Origin of the sequence: Sphingobacterium psychroaquaticum (genome assembly GCF_900177625.1) — a bacterium.
Lineage (GTDB): Bacteria > Bacteroidota > Bacteroidia > Sphingobacteriales > Sphingobacteriaceae > Sphingobacterium > Sphingobacterium psychroaquaticum.
Genome location: NZ_FXAU01000001.1, coordinates 263232 through 281868, shown reverse-complemented (window position 1 = coordinate 281868; position 18637 = coordinate 263232). Strand labels below are relative to the sequence as shown.

Sequence of the window (18637 nt, the reverse complement as noted above, 5' to 3'; positions counted from 1 at the left end):
CTACCGTCAACATATGTAAAGTTCGATCCGTCGAAGCTGACATTGCCTTCCACGTTCGTGATATATTCGTTCAGGATATTCTGAACGTCGCCGTTCTTGATGATCTCTTCAAAGTTGTTCACCACATCAGCTGGAACATCGATCGTCGTCTGCGTGCCATCCTCGCTCGTATACGTGTACGTACCGTCGCCATTGTTCACCAAGGTGGTAACAACCTGATTATCCTTAACCAGTTGTTCTAAATCAACCGTATGTTGGTTCCCATTTTCATCCATCCAGGTGAAATCTGTTCCATCAAATGAAACATTCCCCCCCAACTTATTAATGATCTCCGTCAATTCATTGAGAATTGTCGGGTTATTAAAAATCTCTTCAAAATTATTAATCACATCAGCCGGCACATCGATGACCGTAACCTTCCCACTTTCACTGGTATAAGTGTACTTCGCATTACCGTTTTCATCCAAGGTTGTTATCGTCTCAAACCCTTTGATAATTTGTTCCAGATTCAAGTTTTGTACATCCCCATTCTCATCGATCCATGTAAAGCTACTCCCATCGTATGTGATATTCCCCCCTACTTCATTGATAATCTGCGTTAATTCATTGAGCACCGTTTGGTTTTTAATAATCTCTTCGAAATTATTAATCACATCACCCGGTACATCAATAACGGTAATCGTATTATCCTCCGAAACATAAGTATATGTTCCATTCACTTCTTTTGTAAGGGTAGTAATGGTTTGACTTTTCTTGATAATCTCTTGTAAATCGATTGTAACTGGATTCCCGTTCTCATCCAAAAAAGTGATCACGTTGGTCGTTGGATCATAGGTAATACCCGATCCTTTACCCCCACCGGTCATGACCCACTTGGTTCCGTCATTATAATAAATACCGGGAACCACATCGTTTTTCTTCGAGAGGTTGTACACCATCATACCCGCTTCATGTTTGGTGAGCGGTGCTGGACTGGTCGTACTTTCTAATGATAGTCGAGGGAATAAGACCCCTCGTTGGATACTACTCAGATCCAATACTGCGTTCGGGTTTGGCGTAACCGTACTACCAGAGACGGTGCCGTCATCTACTTTAATCTGTGCATAAGAAAAGGTACACATAAGTAGCACAAACAAGCAACTTAAGGCTAATTGTTTTAACATAATCGATTAAGTTATGTGTTCATATATGTGCCGTCGAGGACAAAATATCTCGACTGACACTTAAAAAATTCGTAAATCTGTAAACAAGCGTAATTTCACATTCATTTGTTAGCAGGTTACACCCACTCTTTTCAGAGATTTCGATGTAACTAAGGATTAAACAGCAGTTTACCACAAAGGTTTTACTTTTAAGATATTTTTTTTACATATTTTAACATTTAAGAAATCATAAAAACTAAAGAATATATCTTTATTCAATAAATAAACAAACTCTAGTCCCACAAAAAATTAACCAGGTACAGATTAATTCAAGAATCGGCACAATATATCTTTATTAAACCACAAAAAAGAATATTATTTCTATTTGTTACACAATTTTAAAATAATATACCGTTTAGTGATATATATCACATTATATAGCAGACAAAGTCACTATTTTCGCCTACAGAAATAATAAGTTAAAAAATGGAAAGTGATAACAAAAAAGCAAGCAACAAAATGCAAAACTGATACAGACAGGTAGAAAACACAACCATCTAGTTAATACAGAGGCATATAAATAGGAAAAGGCTATTCCATGAACGATGAAGTAGCCTTATTTATTCCCTTGTTAAAATTTACCAACACAAAAATCGATAGAACGACATAAATTATCAGCCACAATAAGCCCGAATCCACTTACAATAAGACATTGTTTAGTTCGTAGTTGGTGGTGTGTAGTTCGTAGTTGGTGGTGTGTAGTTCGTAGTGTGTAGATTATAGTGTGTAGTTTGAACCGTCCACCTGTTATCGGCATATCAAAACCACTTACAAAACACTGCTTTTGATAGAAATGCTTTAATACAAACAATACTGACCATTATTAAAAGAAATCAAAAACGATTATCTAGACGCAAGATTTAGGTAGACAGATCTCTTCGGAGTTTATGATTCTACAATCGACGAACAAATAACTACGGACAAGAAGATTACCTATCTTTACAACCATAAACGGACATAAAAACACCCCAGATGAATACAGCACGAATATATCATATGCTTTTTTCAAGCGTCTATCCTTTATACATCCAGAAAGCGGAAAAGAAAGGACGTTCTAAAACAGAGGTCGATACCATCATTTGTTGGTTAACCGGTTATGACCAGGTCGGACTTCAGCACCAGATCGATCAGAAGGCAACTTTTGAAACCTTTTTTAAGGAGGCTCCGCAAATCCATCCGAACACCAACAAAATTACGGGGGTTATCTGCGGGTACCGTGTCGAAGATATCGAAGATGATCTTGTACAAAAAGTTCGTTACCTCGATAAGCTTATCGACGAACTAGCTAAGGGAAAAGCAATGGAGAAAATCCTGCGTACGTAACACGTACCTATTGTCTTTCTCGTGTCAAAAGACCGCTTTTCTTTATAATCAATCCAAATAAGCAGCCTTTTTGGCTATATTTGCCATTGGCTTTATTTGTAGCTACGTTTATTCTTGTGTTCTATTTGGAGGTTTGTTTGAATATGAAGAATAGTATGTTGGGACACGAGCTACAAGCTCGCGCCAGCAAGGACTATAAAGCAGAAAGCTACCTATGGTAAGCAGGCTCGCAACAACTAGGCAGCAACCTTGTAGAGCCACAAACCCTGAAGGGTTCAGCGTAGCTATATTTTGTGGCTACCTTGTGACTACACAAAAAAAGAATAGTCCGAACGAACAGTATAATTATTGACATCTGAGGGAAGCATATTTTTATGACGAAAAAAGTGATTTTAGTATGGTTTAGGAATGATCTACGCATTCACGATAATGAGATATTATTTGAAGCGGTAGATAAAGGCGACATTGTTATTCCTGTTTACTTCTTTGATCCCCGTTATTTTGGAAAAAACAAATTTGACTTTCTAAATACCGGCATCCTTCGTGCTAAATTCCTGATTGAATCGGTATCCCATCTGAAGCAATCCCTGCAAGAACTCGGTGCCGATCTGTTGGTTTTCCAGGGTAAACCGGAAATATTGATTGAGACGCTATGCGCCAAATATGATATCACCGAAGTTTACCACCACCGGGAGGTTTCTAACCGCGAGACGGAAGTGTCTGAACAAGTAGAGGCCGCATTGTGGAAAGCACAGATCAATCTGAAACATTTTATCGGACACACCTTATACCATAAAGAGGATCTTCCCTTTCCCATTAAAGATATTCCTGACAACTTTAATCAGTTTAAGAAAAAAGTCGAAAAAGAAAGCTTCGTTCGCCCGGTGATTCCATCCGTTGAACATATTATGACGCACCCCCACCTCGAGGAAACCGCTGTTCCTACTTTGGCTGACTTAGGATTTGAGGAGACTACCACTACACAGGATAACAACGAATGGACACAGGTGTTGCCTGGTGGTGAGCACCATGGACGAGCGCACTTGGCACGCACGCTGACTGAGACGTACGATGACATCGATGATTACAACCTGATATCGCCTTACATTGCGCACGGAGCAATCTCCCCTGCTTATTATTACCACGAGATAAAGAAAGCACAAGAATTACATAAGAAAAAACGATACGACAAACTCATCCTTCGTCTTCTGTGGCGGGACTATTTCCGCTTTATGCTAAAGAAACATCCCAATGTTTTTTTTAAAGACTATGCCGAAGGTGAAACCATCGAAAAATCTAGCGTGGCATTAAAGGAGCTTCTTACTTCCAACCCGAAGGACGAGGTGATAAGCGAATTATTGGAAACGCTCAAAAAAAGCGGCAATCTTCCTTACGAATACCGCGAAATATTGGCGGCTTACTTCCTCCAGGAGCTTCATATCAACCACCTCGCCGGCGCCTCCTTCTTTGAAGAAGCCTTCATCGATTATGCTCCTGCAACCAACTATGGTTATTGGTTGCATTATGCTGCTTTTGGCACCAGCTCAAAGGACAACTTACAGCTGGGTTGGAATGAATTGATTAAAAAAAACTACCGCGCCAAAGTACTTGAGAAATAAGCCGCTCTAAAATATTTGGCACACTTAAATAATACATTATTCAAACTTTTGTCACATAAAGTAAAAAAGGCAAAAAATATCACTTCTTAGTGCCTTTTTGTTCGTCCAGAGGGTGGTAAAATCTTTAATAATTGCTAACTTTGAGCAAATTTTTATACGTAAGATTTCCTCTATGGACAGATTAACATATTTGAGCAACGCTGATTCGGGTTATGTAGACTCGCTTTATCAAGCTTATAAGGAAGACCCGAGCTCAGTAGATGTAAGTTGGCAGAAGTTTTTTGAAGGTTTCGATTTTGGTCAGGCAAGCGGCGGAGGTGTCGCTGTAGAATCGCCTGAACAAGTTATCAAAGAGATTAATGTGTTGAACATGATCAACGGCTACCGTGATCGTGGTCACTTGTTTACCGAAACAAACCCGGTACGCGAGCGTCGCAAGTACTTCCCAGGCAAAGAGCTGGATACTTTCGGCCTTTCGGAAGCGGATATGGACACCGTATTCAATGCAGGTGTTGAAGTTGGCCTAGGGCCAGCGAAATTGAAAGATATCCGTCAACTCATTGAAGATACCTACTGCCGTTCTATTGGCGCCGAGTTCCGCTACATCCGGAACCCAGAGAAAATCAAATTCTTACAAGGAAAAATGGAAGCGGAGCGCAATGCCCCTTCTTTCACCATAGACACGAAAAAACGTATTCTTAAAAAATTAAACGAAGCTGTTATTTTCGAGAGCTTCTTAGGAACGAAATTCTTAGGACAAAAGCGTTTCTCTTTAGAGGGTGCTGAGTCCTTAATTCCGGCACTAGACTCTGTTATCCAAAAGGGTTCTTCTTTGGGTATCGAGGAATTTGTAATCGGGATGGCACACCGGGGTCGTTTGAATGTCCTTTCTAATGTAATGGGCAAACCATACAAAACCATCTTCTCTGAATTTGAAGGTAAAATGTATGAGGCTGATCCGGAAGTTCCTTTCGGTGGTGACGTAAAATACCACTTGGGATTCTCTTCGGATATCACCAGCCAGGATGGTAAAAATATTCACTTGAGTTTAGCACCAAACCCATCTCACTTGGAGACTGTAGATGGTGTAGCTGAGGGTATGGTACGCTCGAAAATTGACATGAAATATGATGGCGATGCTTCGAAGATTGCACCGATCTTAATTCATGGGGATGCCGCCGTTGCCGCACAAGGTATTGTATACGAAACGATCCAAATGTCTAAATTGGATGGCTACAAAACTGGTGGAACAATCCATATTGTCATTAACAACCAAGTTGGTTTTACAACCAACTATAAAGATGCGCGTTCATCAACATACTGTACAGATATCGCTAAAGTAACATTATCACCTGTTTTCCATGTGAATGGAGATGATGTAGAGGCTTTGGTATATGCGATCAATATGGCGGTTGAATACCGTCAAAAATATAAAACAGACGTATTTATCGACCTATTGTGCTATAGAAGATACGGACATAATGAGGCGGATGAACCTAAATTCACGCAGCCTTCTTTGTATAAGTTGATCGAGAAACATCCAAATACCTTAGCTATTTATGTAGATAAGTTAATTAAACAGGGATCGATCGATGCCGATTATGCGAAAACAGAAGAGAAAAGCTTCCGTGGCCTTCTTCAGGAACGTTTAGATGAAGCGAAGACGGTAGAGCAGATCAGCGATGAGCGTCCGATGTTTGCCGGTGCCTGGAAAGGCTTGCGCCCAGCAAAATCAACCGATATCAACACAGCGGTAGATACCAAAGTATCCGATAAGGTATTTTTGGAACTCGCTAAGAACATGAATACCCTTCCTGCGGATAAGAAATTCTTCCGTAAGATTACCAAAGTATTTGAAGATCGTCTGAAAATGATTGATAGCGACAAATACGACTGGGCAATGGGTGAGCTTATGGCTTACGCAACATTATTGAACGAAGATTACCGCGTGCGTATTTCGGGTCAAGATGTACAGCGTGGTACATTCTCACACCGCCATGCTGTGGCAACGTTAGAAGATTCAGATGAAACGTATACGCCACTAGCTAAACTAAAAGGTGGAGAAAAATTCAATATCTACAACTCTCTTTTATCGGAGTATGCTGTTTTAGCGTTCGAATATGGTTACGCTTCAGTGAACCCGAACTCCTTGACCATATGGGAAGCTCAATTTGGTGACTTTGCCAATGGTGCGCAGATTGTCTTTGACCAATATATCTCTTCGGGCGAAACAAAATGGAAACGCTCCAACGGCTTAGTGATGTTGTTACCACATGGTATGGAAGGTCAAGGTCCGGAACACTCTTCGTGCCGCATTGAGCGCTACTTAGAGCTATCGGCGAACAACAATATGATTATCGCGAACTGTACTACGCCAGGTAACTACTTCCACTTGTTACGTCGCCAGTTACACCGCGATTTCCGTAAACCGTTGATCGTTGCGACACCAAAAAGCTTACTTCGTCACCCGAAAGCTGTATCATCGTTAACAGATTTTACGAACAAAAACTTCCAAGAAATCATCGATGACGAAAACGTAACAGCGAAATCTGTGAAACGTGTGATTCTTTGTTCCGGTAAAATTTACTACGAACTGTTGGAGAAACAAGAAGCAGAAAACCGTAAAGATGTAGCCTTGGTACGTGTTGAACAATTATTCCCTGTTGCATACGATCAAATCGAAGCCTTACAGAAGAAATATGCGAAAGCAGAATTTGTATGGGTACAAGAAGAGAACGAAAACATGGGTGCATGGCCGTACTATTGCCGTAAGTTCCGTGGATCAAGCCTTGACCTACAGGTTATCGCGCGTCCAGAAAGTGGATCTCCAGCAACAGGATACATGAAACAGCATGTTGCACAACAAACAGAAATCATAAACAAAGCGTTTTCACTCTAAGAGGCCTCGTAAAGACGGACAAGAGTTACGCAAATTTGAATTATAAAAACATATCCGAACGACAAAGCGTTCATGATATAAAGAAAGACAAGATATGAGCTTAGAAATTAAAGTACCAGCGGTAGGTGAATCGATTACAGAGGTTACCTTAGCACAATGGTTAAAACAAGATGGCGACTACGTTGAGATGGACGAGAACATCGCCGAATTGGAATCTGATAAAGCTACATTTGAACTACCTGCTGAGAAAGCAGGTATCCTAAGAATTATTGCACAGGAAGGCGATACCTTGGAGATTGGCGCTGTTGTTTGTACGATCGAAGAAGGTGATGCTGCTGCAGGTAGTGCAGACAAGAAAGCGGACGCTCCTGTAGCGGCTGCTACGACAGCTGCTCCTGCTGCTACTTCAGATGATGCTGAAAACCCAGACTCATATGCTGCGGGTACGGCATCACCAGCTGCTGCAAAAATATTGAGAGAGAAAGGTATCGACCCTTCTACCATTAAAGGTACAGGTAAAGATGGTCGTATCACGAAAGAAGATGCTGAGAAAGCACAAGTTTCTGCTGCTCCAGCGGCAAAACCTGCGGCGCCAGCACCAGCTCCTGCTGCTGTGGTAGCTGCTCCAGGTGCGCGCAACGAGCGTCGTGAGAAAATGACCTCTCTTCGTAAAACAATCGCTAAGCGTTTGGTGAGCGTGAAAAATGAAACGGCCATGTTGACGACTTTCAATGAAGTTAACATGCAACCGATCATGGATCTTCGCGCGAAGTACAAAGATATGTTCAAAGAGAAGCATGGTGTAGGCCTAGGCTTTATGTCGTTCTTCACAAAAGCCGTTACAACAGCTTTGAAAGAATGGCCTGCGGTGAATGCTCGCATTGAAGAAAATGAACTTGTTTACTCTGATTTCTGTGATATCTCTATCGCTGTTTCAGCGCCTAAAGGTCTTGTTGTTCCGGTTATCCGTAACGCAGAGTCGATGAGCCTACAGCAGATCGAAAAAGAAATTATTGTATTGGCTACTAAAGCACGTGACAATAAATTAACGATCGACGAAATGACTGGTGGTACATTCACAATCACAAATGGTGGTGTATTTGGTTCGATGATGTCGACACCGATCATCAACGCTCCTCAATCGGCAATCTTAGGTATGCACAACATCGTGCAACGTCCGATTGCTGAAAACGGTCAAGTTGTTATCCGCCCGATGATGTACATTGCTTTATCCTATGACCACCGTATCATCGATGGTCGCGAGTCGGTAAGCTTCCTTGTACGTGTGAAACAATTGCTAGAAGATCCAGCAAGATTATTACTAGAAGTATAATCCATACCTTGGTATAACATAAAAAAGGAGCTCTCAAGAGCTCCTTTTTTATGTTATACACTTTCTTTTCTAAGACATAAAGTCGCGTACTTTCGTGCGTACTTTTTTCAGATGAAGTGCCATGCTGATACTCGTAACGCCAGAGAAAATAAGCGCTGCACTCAGCATAAAGACAATATACAAACTGGAGAATACTGGATTAAAAATTAGAATCAACGAAAAAATCAACCCCAGGATTGCCCAGAAAAGCATCCAGCCCCACCCTTTCAGTTTTATCTGCTGAAATTCAATCGCGGTGGCGATCCCGAAAATAGCTTGAATAAACGTAAAGAAAGCAATCACAAACGGTAAGGTTACCATCGTTATCGCTGGATTGATGACAATGTATAAGCCTAACAGGGTGTAAATAATACCTGCCGCCAACTGCCAGCCCCAACCATCAATATCATTCCGATTGCTCACCGCAAAAACAATCTGCAAAATTCCAGTAAAAAGGAAAGCAACACTAATAAACATACTAATGGCTACATAAGTTGCTAAAGGAGTCATAATAGAAATAATCCCTAAAAGGATGAGTAGGATACCAATAATCAAAGGTACATACCAATGTTTCAAGGTGCTTTTAAACTTGTCGATTGTCGATGTCATAATAGTTTTTTTTATTGTAAGGTGTTCATTCCAATTGTTTACCAATAATAAAACCTTCCTGCAAAGCTATTGTTTGAAAAAAAACAATATACTTCATGAATGTAACCAATATCACATATAATCAGAATGTAAATAATACTCTACAATAGGCTTATTTCTCGATTAGGTTGCTATTTTTGTTATACGTAAAAGTTAACCTTGGCATATGCGAATAAACCTTTTTTTTTACCGTCTACTAAGTACTATACTTCTTATTCTAAGTGGGTTCACTGTTACCGCGCAGCAAGCTGGCATGGAGATCGACTTTTTTGGTTATATCGATAATCGGGAATATAAAGCGCCCTACACAACAGATAAAACCATCCTGGGAACCATGGTTTCTCCCAAGTTCTTTTTTGCCATCGATAGCAACCACCGTATTGTTGGAGGTATACATTACAATCAAGACTTTGGTAAGCACCGTGAAAATAAAGATTGGGTAAAGCCTATTGTTTACTATAATTATCGGAACAAAAATTTCGACTTCGCAATCGGCCATCTGCCGCGGTATGAGCGATTAAAAGATGTACCTCGGATGGCCCTCGCTGATACTTTTATGTATGACCGCCCGAACATTGAAGGGATGTACCTCGCTTACCAAAAGGGGGGCTTTAAGCAAAGTTTCTATATCGACTGGTTGAGTGAACAGAGTAAAAACCAACGGGAACGCTTTGTGGTCGGAACTTCAGGCATGTACAAACGAGGACGATTCTTTTTCGCCAATGATGTATTGCTTTACCATAATGCACTAACTAGTAACGATACTGTCGATCAACATATCCAGGACAATGGGTTGGTGTTGCTGCGATTGGGAGCCGATTGGAGTGGAAAGACGTTCTTGGATTCACTCACAGTGGATGCGGGCTTTGCCTTTGGGTTTGACCGTGTACGCGCCACGTATGGCATGCAATATGCCACGGGCTTCTTATCGAATATATACCTTGGCTATAAACGGTTTTCACTGGCCAATACCCTATACCTCGGGGAAGCCCAAAACCTGCCATTGGGCGACTCCTTCTATCACCGCAAACGGTATGATCGCATTGACTTGGCTTGGACGCCTTTTAGAAAGGGAAATCTGGAAGCTAAACTGGTCTTATCGGCTCATCTCACCCCGGATGGTACCAGCAACCAACAGGCTTTTACCTTGCGGTATCGATTTGGTAAGACGTTCTGGAGGTAGGTGGTTGTGCCTCTATGCCGGCAGGGCATCTTACTACTCCTCAAGCCGGAGAGGCTCTTCTTTTTTTCCTTAAAAAAGACGCAAAAAATTCGTCGCTACGAATATTTGCAGGGAATGGGCTGTGCAGAAGGCAAGTATTTATGCCTCCATGCCGGCAGGGCGTCTTCCTTTTGAAGCCAAAAGGAAGCAAAACCTTGTCGCTAGGAATTTTTGCATGGGATGGGCTGTGCAGAAGGCAATTTTGTACAGACTGCAAATATTCCTCAGGCGACATAAGCCGGTTAAAGATAGGCAGAAGTAGTAAGGTAAAAGCTTTTAAAACGATGAACACCAGACTAAACTTGTACCAGTATGAAATCGAAGCTTTTAAAACGGCCTAGCGTTCCGACTGCGTCGGCGAATGCTGGACAAAGCGTTAAAAATCATCCTTGTTTGAACGAAGTGAGTTGCGGATGATTTAGCTTTGAACGGCAAGAGGTAGCATAAGGAATGTAGTCTTGATTTTTTGATTACTTTTTTATCAAGAAAAAAGTAAAAAACTACTCCGCCACCAATTTATTATGGATCATCCGGTAATTATACTGCTGGATGAATGCTTTTAATTTTCCATCCAGGCTATCTGCGATAGCTTTATCGGACTTTAACAGGTCTTTTTTCTGTAACCTGTCCTCACGTAAGTTATACAGAGAGAGCGGTTTTACACCGTCATGCACCATGTAGTAATCGCCTTGATAAAAGTTAAAGGCATCCCCAATATTATTCACGACAAAATTGTCTTTTCGCGGTGAAAAGGCATCGAAGCCAAAAGAGAAATAGGGTTTGTCGTAGCCTAAATAATTCAAGACAGTAGGCATAATATCCATCTGCTGTACCAACTTATCGTCCTTACCTTTCAGGTTTTTTCCTGGGGCATAAAAGACAATTGGAATGGCGAAAGCATTTGCAGATGTACTATACTCCGGAAAGAAACTTGTTGTCGAATGATCGGCACACAGCACAAAGAGTGTATTATCATACCAAGGCATTTTAGAAGCGGTGGCAAAAAACTCACGCAAGGCATGATCTGAATAACCAATAGGTTCATGAACCGGTAATGGGCCTTTCGGAAAAACACCTGTATACTTTTCTGGCACTTTAAACGGATGATGCGAAGACAAGGAAAAGAAACCTGCAAAAAAAGGCTGCGGCATCGTATTCAACTTGCTGGCCATAAACTGCATAAACGGCTCGTCCCATATGCCCCAGATACCATCAAAGTCGGCATCATTGTTATATTCATCTTTCCCGTAATAATGCTTAACACCCGCCAATTGCATATAAGCAGAGAATCCCATACTTCCATTTGGAGCACCGTGGAAAAAAGCCGTTTCATAACCTTCATTTCCTAAAAGCTTGGCAATACTGGTCGTTTTATTTCCGGAATAAATAGATAGCACAAAAGGTTCACCCACCGAAGGCACTCCCGTGATTACTGAAGGCAGTGCATCAATAGACTTACGGCCGTTGGCATAGGTCTGGGTAAATGTGTAAGATTGGTCAATAAGTGAATCCAAGAACGGTGTATATCCTTTATATTTCCCTCCGTCCAAATCCTTATTTAAACTTCCCACGTATTCCTTGGCAAAGCTCTCCATAATTAAGAAAACGACATTCATTTTCTTGAAAGGAACCGAATCTTGTGGTTGATGGATAACGGGATAAATGCGTTGCAGATCGGCATCGCTATAATAATCAACCTCCTTGAGGTGCACCGCTTTCAATGTTTTGAGCATACTGAATGGTGTATTCAGCACGATATTCATCTCTTCCGGATTTTTGACATAGTCACCGGCATTGCTCAACGTAATCGGTCGTGTACTATGCGCCCAACCACCCCGAACACCACCAATAAAGAAAAACACCACCACCAAAAGTAATGCAAACTGTACCACATAGTGTTTCCATCCAAAATGGGTCGGTCGAATCGCTTTTACCATATCATACAGCTTCGCCACGAGACCTATTAACAGGATAAACAAGATCAACAAATACCAATAGTCGATCAAGAAATCAAAAAACAAACTAAGCAGATTAGACTCATTGGAAAACTGACCAAACACCGTTCCCGTTGTTCGTTTCAGCGTAAAAGGGTAATATGCATAGTCGACTAGGTTCAATGCAATCCCAACGCTATTGGTCACCACGAAAACCCACTTAGCGACCTGCTGATAAATTCTATTATACTTAAAAGGAACCGGAATTGAAAGGAGCAATACATACAGGATATTGAGGTAAAGTAGCGCCACAATATCAAAACGAACGCCCCCTATCAACATGGGCAGCAGCTCTTCCACACCTACCGTGGGAAACAACCCCTTATTGAAAAGGAAGAAACCTATACGCAAGAGCATATAGAGAATCAACAGGCCTAAGAAACGTAGGGCAAGTTCAAAAAATGTATTAAAATATCCGGTAAGCTTGAATTGCTTCATGTTTAATAACTGAGAAAATCTTTAAATACCATTTGATAATAGGCCTTTCCAATTTGCATAATGCTATCTCGTTTTGCCGAATGTTCAGGCGGTTGACTGTAGGCAATCTTACGTCCTTGCAGATCGTAGCCAACAGCCAAGTCGTTGGTAACAACCCCAAATGTGCTATTCGAATTATAAAAAGCAATGTGCTTGCGTGTCCTGTCAAACAGGTTGGTCGAATATTTAAACGTATTGGAATGATCCCCAATAAATCCAACCAATGTCGCAGCCACATCCAGTTGGCTAACCACGTCATCTACCTTCAGCCCTCGGTATTCCGGCTTAATGGCACCACCAAAGAAGAACAATGGTAAGTGAAAACGTTCAGGGCGATCCAGGCCGTATTTCTCCGTTGGATACATGTGGCCATGATCCGAGACAACGACAAACACCGTGTTCTCATACCACGACTGCTTCTTCGCCTTTTCTACAAAATTGTACAGCATGGTATCTGTGTAAAACGACGTACTGCGGTAAGCATCCGCTTTTGTTTTATCGCCAAACTTATACTCCGTATCAAGGTGGAACGGTTCATGGTTAACCAGGGTATAGAACACGCTGAAGAAGGGTTTCTTGGACTTAGACAAATCACTTAACATGCGATCTGCAATGACATTATCATAGACCCCCCAAGAATTGCGGCGCACCCCTAATGGAAAATCATTATTGTCGACCACCCGATCAATACCGTGGGTAAACATGTAAGATTTGAAATTATAAAACTCACTCTGTCCTCCATGATAAAAGGAAGTCGCATATCCCTTTGCATCGAACACCTGCCCTATTCCCGGCAATTTCTCGTGCTTAGGGATATATTTTATGATGCTCTCAGGTCCCTGCGCTGGAAAACCGCTAAGTACGGCGATCATCCCTTTATCAGAACGATCGGCTGCCGCATATGCCCGACGAAAGGAGATCCCCTCGTCCATTAGTTTTTTCATATGTGGTGTCACCTCCTTTTCTCCCCCCAAATCCTCAAACACTTGTGCCACCATACCTTCCAAAATAACCAACACGACATTCGGTCGGTCGGTATGCAATACGGCTGTTATACTATCCGATGGGGTAGCCAAAACATCTTTTGCGATCAATGCCTGCGCATCCTTATCCTCCATAAACTGATACGGATTCTTCTTAGAGCTCTTGGTCATATCCTTCAGAAAAGCCCAGTACGTATTCACGGCAACGTGATTAGACGCGTTATTATCGGAGAAATAAACCGAACTGGCATTTAGTGTCGCGCGACCATATCCACCTCGCATAAACGAGAATACCACGAAAGCTGCAATAAAGAAACTAATAATAACGGCAGTATATGACTCTTTACGAAATACAGCTCGCTTGACAACAACCAGGTGGTAGAAGAAATGAGCACAGGTGAAATAGATCACCAATACAAAGGCCGCTTGTGCCAACATGCCGATGTCTATGGAGTTGGAAACCCCGCCTACCGTATCCATGCCTAAGGTAATTGCTCTCCGGCTTATCTTTTCGCCCCAAGCTTCATAGAGCGGAAGATTGCTCACTGTTATAGCGGCGAATAACACCGTTGGAAAGAAACAGTATAACCGCAACCACCAGCGCGAAATTGGAAACCGCAACAGCGCAAACTGGAGCAAGAAAAACAGTACGGGTATGACCATAAGGTATGCGGCTAACGAAAAGTCCATCTTCAAGCCATATAAAAAGGCATAGAACACATCACTTCCTTCATCGATCTTATGGAAAATACTGGAGAAAAACACCGCCCTATCGATCAGCGACAAGAGTAGCCAATACGAGAAAAGGGCAATAAAGAAGAATATATTAGAGCGCCATACGGGCCTTGCTTTCATAGGTTATACTAAAATACTTTTTACAACATTAAAATAATTGGCAAAAGTACACAATATTAAAGAAGAACTACAGCTGCGATTGTAACAATAGTCGATTTTATTGTCAGCAAAATGCCTTAAAATCTATACAATTGCGTATTTTTGCAGCTTGATTTCCCATTATTTTTAACAATGAGTATAGCAAAAACTTACAATCCGAAAGAAGCAGAAGAGAAATGGTATGCGTACTGGATGGAGAACGGCTTTTTCCGTTCGACACCTGATGAACGCGAGCCTTACACTATCGTTATGCCTCCGCCGAACGTCACCGGTGTCCTGCATATGGGACACATGCTGAACAACACGATTCAAGATGTCTTGATTCGTCGTGCGCGAATGTTAGGAAAGAATGCATGCTGGGTACCGGGTACCGATCACGCATCCATAGCTACGGAAGCAAAAGTCGTCGCTATGCTTAAAGAACAGGGAATTGATAAAAAATCGCTCTCTCGGGAGGATTTCTTGAAACATGCCTGGGAATGGAAAGAGAAATATGGTGGTATCATCCTCAAACAGTTGGAAAAGCTCGGTGCTTCTTGCGACTGGGAACGGACTAAATTCACGATGGATCCCGATTTATCGGAATCGGTTTTGGATACCTTTATCCGTTTCTACAATGCTGGATATATCTACCGTGGAGTACGTATGGTCAACTGGGATCCGCAAGGAAAGACGGCCCTGTCTGATGAGGAAGTAATTCGTCGCGAGGTGAACCAGAAATTGTACTACGTACGTTATAAAATCAAAGATAGTGATGAGCATATCGTTATTGCCACCACACGTCCGGAAACCATTATGGCGGATACCGCTATCTGTATCAACCCGAACGATGAGCGTTATACTCACCTAAAAGGTAAGAAGGTTCTTGTGCCTTTGATTAACCGCGAGATTCCGGTAATCGAGGACGAATATGTAGAGATGGAATTCGGTACAGGTTGTTTAAAAGTGACACCTGCGCACGATTTAAATGACTACGAGCTCGGTCAGAAACATAACCTGGAGGTTATCGACTTGTTGAACGACGACGGTACGTTAAATGAAAACGCACAGATCTTAGTCGGCGAAGACCGTTTTATTGCCCGTAAAAAGGTAGCTAAAATGTTGGAAGAAGTTGGTCAGATCGAAAAAATAGAGGATTACAAATCGCAAGTAGGCTTCTCCGAGCGTACCGATGCCGCCATCGAACCGAAATTATCGATGCAGTGGTGGTTGAAGATGGATGAGCTGGCAAAACCAGCATTGGAGTATGTGGAGAACGGTACGATTAAGCTTATTCCCGAGAAATTCTTTGCCTCGTATAAGCACTGGATGGAGAATGTTAAAGACTGGTGTATTTCACGTCAGCTATGGTGGGGACAGCGTATTCCGGCTTGGTACAACGAAAAAAACGAGTGGGTAATTGCCAAAACAGAAGCAGATGCTATCGCGGTTTTTGCAGAGCAAGGTAAAACAAGTGAAGGCCTGCGTCAGGAAGACGATGTACTGGATACATGGTTCTCCTCAGGCCTGTGGCCGATGTCGGTTTTCGATGGCGTACGCAACCCTGATAATGCAGACTTCCAATATTATTACCCAACGAATGATCTGGTAACGGCACCTGAAATTTTATTCTTCTGGGTGGCTCGTATGATTATCATGGGGCATGACTATACACAAAAGCCACCGTTCAAGAATGTATACCTTACCGGTATCGTTCGTGATAAATTGGGCCGTAAGATGTCTAAATCTTTAGGCAACTCACCGGATCCAATCGAGCTTATGGGGCAGTACGGAACAGACGGTGTTCGTGTCGGCATGTTACTTTCTTCGCCGGCAGGAAATGACTTGATGTTTGATGTTTCCTACTGTGAGCAAGGGCGTAACTTCGCGAATAAGATATGGAATGCTTTCCGCCTGGTAAAAGGATGGGAAACGATCGATTCACCGGCTACGGATGCGCAAAAAACCGCAGCAACATGGTTTGAAAGCCGCTTTAACCAAGCGATCGCTGAAATTGATGAGCACTTTGCCAACTACCGTTTGTCGGATGCCTTGATGGCGACCTACAAACTGATCTGGGACGATTTCTGTGCGTGGTACTTGGAGTTGGTGAAACCGGCTTATCAAGCACCTATCGAACGCGAAACCTTAGAAACGGTAAAACGCTTGTTCCAGCAGGTATTAAAGCTGGCACATCCATTTATGCCTTTCCTAACGGAAGAGTTGTGGCACGATGAGATCTTTGGTACACGTGATGCGAAGGATTGTATTATCGTAGCATCCTACCCTACTGCACAAAGCTTCGATACACAGATCGTCAAAGACTTTGAAATTGTACAGCAGATTATTTCTGAAGTCCGCAGTATCCGTAACAGCAAAGGTATTTCCCCTAAAATAGAATTGCCGTTGGCGATCAATGCGACGAACATCGACTTTTCAACCTACCAGGAGAGTATTGTTAAGCTGGCGAATATCTCAGACTTAACCTTCGTACAAGACAAAGTTCAAGGTGCGGTGTCTTTCCTTGCTGGTAAAAACGAATGTTTTGTGTTGCTTGAAAACAATATCGATGTGGATGCCGAGCGTGAGCGTATCACGAAAGAGATTGAGTACCTAAAAGGCTTCTTGGTTTCTGTCGACAAGAAATTATCAAACGAACGTTTTGTACAGAATGCGAAGCCAGAAGTGGTAGAAAATGAGCAAAACAAAAAAGCGGATGCCGAAGACAAGATTAAGATCTTGGAAGAAAGCTTAGCTAGTTTGAGTTAAGGGGCTTTCTTTTACTTTTTTCTTGATAAAAAAGTAAGCAAAAAATCAAGGCTGCATTCCTTATGCTACTTCATGCCGGACAAAGCTAAATCATCCAGAACTCACTTGGTTCAGACAAGGATAATTTTTAACGCTTTGTCCGGCATTCCCTTACCCAGTCGGAACGCTAGGCAGTTTTAAAAGCTTCGATTTCATGTTGGTACAAGTTTAGTCTGGTGTTGACCCGAGAGAAAGATTTATACTTGTTATTTTAGGATACGACCCGAAGTAGTTTTTTACTTTTTTCTTGATAAAAAAGTAAGCAAAAAATCAAGACTGCATTCCTTATGCTGCCTCTTGCCGTTCAAAGCTAAATCATCCAGAACTCACTTCGTTTACACAAGGATGATTTTTGATGCTTTGTCCAGCATTCGCCGACGCAGTCGGAACGCTAGGCCGTCTTGAAAAACTTCGATTTCATGTTGATACAAGTTTAGCCTGGTGTTCATTGTTTTAAAAAACCATTACCTTACTACTTCTGCCTATCCTTATCCGGCTTATGTCGCCTGAGGAATATTTGCAATCTGTACAAACTTGCCTTCTGCACAGCCCATTCCCTGCAAATATTCCTAGCGACGAATTTTATCAACAAGTTGATGAGCTCACTGCGTTCGGTTTTGCTTCTTTTTTAAGGAAAAAAAGAAGAGCCTCTCCGGCTTGATGAGTAATAAGATGCCCTGCCGGCATAGAAGCTTATTGCTTCAAAAGGAAGATTTTCATGATGGCCGGAGCTTGCGTACCGCAGGTAGGCTTGTAGCTCGTGCCCAAGTGTTTAACGAAATGTTCTCGTATTATTTTGGGATACGAGCCAAAGGCTCGCACCAGCGAGGGGTTTAGAAACTGTGCTGTTCACCTTACTGCTTCTAGCTTTCCTTAACCGGCTTATGTCGCCTGAGGAATATTTGCAGTCTGTACAAACTTGCCTTTGCACTACCCATCCCATGCAAAAATTCCTAGCGACAAGCTTTTGCTTCCTTTTGGCTTCAAAAGGAAGACGCCCTGCCGGCATGGAGGCATAAATACTTGCCTTCTGCACAGTTCATTCCCTGCAAATATTCCTAGCGACGAATTTTATCAACAAGTTGATGAGCTCACTGCGTTCGGTTTTGCTTCTTTTTTAAGGAAAAAAATCAATTAGGACCAAAGCGGTTAATTAAGAGCGAATTAGGCAGTGTGAAATTATTATTGGTAATGATTTAGTAATGGTGCTTACTGCA

At 42.1% G+C, this 18637-nt stretch carries 10 protein-coding genes; 6 read left to right on the top strand and 4 right to left on the bottom strand.

The window, feature by feature from the left end:
• The coding region (locus B9Y69_RS19150) for a hypothetical protein (RefSeq protein ID WP_200811724.1) at positions 1–1163 on the bottom strand (1163 nt) is incomplete at its 3' end.
• A 1011-nt stretch (positions 1164–2174) separates the two neighbouring features.
• Between B9Y69_RS19150 and B9Y69_RS01215 the strand changes: the two genes are divergently transcribed.
• The 4 genes from B9Y69_RS01215 (at position 2175) to odhB (ending at position 8376) form a co-directional block, all read left to right on the top strand.
• The gene (locus tag B9Y69_RS01215; RefSeq protein WP_085471199.1) at positions 2175–2525 is read left to right on the top strand and encodes a DUF2200 domain-containing protein; all 351 of its coding nucleotides are present in this window, start codon (positions 2175–2177) and stop codon (positions 2523–2525) included.
• A gap of 374 nt (positions 2526–2899) precedes the next feature.
• Entirely contained in the window at positions 2900–4144 is a 1245-nt protein-coding gene (locus B9Y69_RS01210) for a deoxyribodipyrimidine photo-lyase (protein WP_085471198.1), read from the top strand.
• 172 nt (positions 4145–4316) lie between these two features.
• The gene (locus tag B9Y69_RS01205) at positions 4317–7043 is read left to right on the top strand and encodes a 2-oxoglutarate dehydrogenase E1 component (protein WP_085471197.1); all 2727 of its coding nucleotides are present in this window, start codon (positions 4317–4319) and stop codon (positions 7041–7043) included.
• A 94-nt stretch (positions 7044–7137) separates the two neighbouring features.
• Positions 7138–8376, top strand: a complete 1239-nt coding sequence (odhB, locus tag B9Y69_RS01200) for a 2-oxoglutarate dehydrogenase complex dihydrolipoyllysine-residue succinyltransferase (RefSeq protein WP_085471196.1) — start codon at positions 7138–7140, stop codon at positions 8374–8376.
• 69 nt (positions 8377–8445) lie between these two features.
• Here odhB and B9Y69_RS01195 read toward each other — a convergent pair whose 3' ends face one another.
• Positions 8446–9024, bottom strand: a complete 579-nt coding sequence (locus tag B9Y69_RS01195) for an HdeD family acid-resistance protein (protein ID WP_144036473.1) — start codon at positions 9022–9024, stop codon at positions 8446–8448.
• A gap of 205 nt (positions 9025–9229) precedes the next feature.
• Between B9Y69_RS01195 and B9Y69_RS01190 the strand changes: the two genes are divergently transcribed.
• The gene (locus B9Y69_RS01190) at positions 9230–10246 is read left to right on the top strand and encodes a hypothetical protein (protein ID WP_085471194.1); all 1017 of its coding nucleotides are present in this window, start codon (positions 9230–9232) and stop codon (positions 10244–10246) included.
• 539 nt (positions 10247–10785) lie between these two features.
• Here the strand turns inward: B9Y69_RS01190 and B9Y69_RS01180 are convergent.
• Both B9Y69_RS01180 and B9Y69_RS01175 read right to left on the bottom strand, forming a co-directional pair.
• Complete coding sequence (locus B9Y69_RS01180; protein ID WP_085471192.1) at positions 10786–12717, bottom strand: LTA synthase family protein; 1932 nt, start codon at positions 12715–12717, stop codon at positions 10786–10788.
• Positions 12718–12719: 2 nt separating this feature from the next.
• Complete coding sequence (locus B9Y69_RS01175; RefSeq protein WP_085471191.1) at positions 12720–14594, bottom strand: LTA synthase family protein; 1875 nt, start codon at positions 14592–14594, stop codon at positions 12720–12722.
• Between the two features lie 171 nt (positions 14595–14765).
• Here B9Y69_RS01175 and B9Y69_RS01170 point away from each other — a divergent pair, with 171 nt between their 5' ends.
• Positions 14766–17381 (top strand): valine--tRNA ligase, encoded by a 2616-nt coding sequence (locus B9Y69_RS01170; protein WP_085471190.1) that lies wholly within the window; start codon positions 14766–14768, stop codon positions 17379–17381.
• Positions 17382–18637 lie beyond the last annotated feature (1256 nt).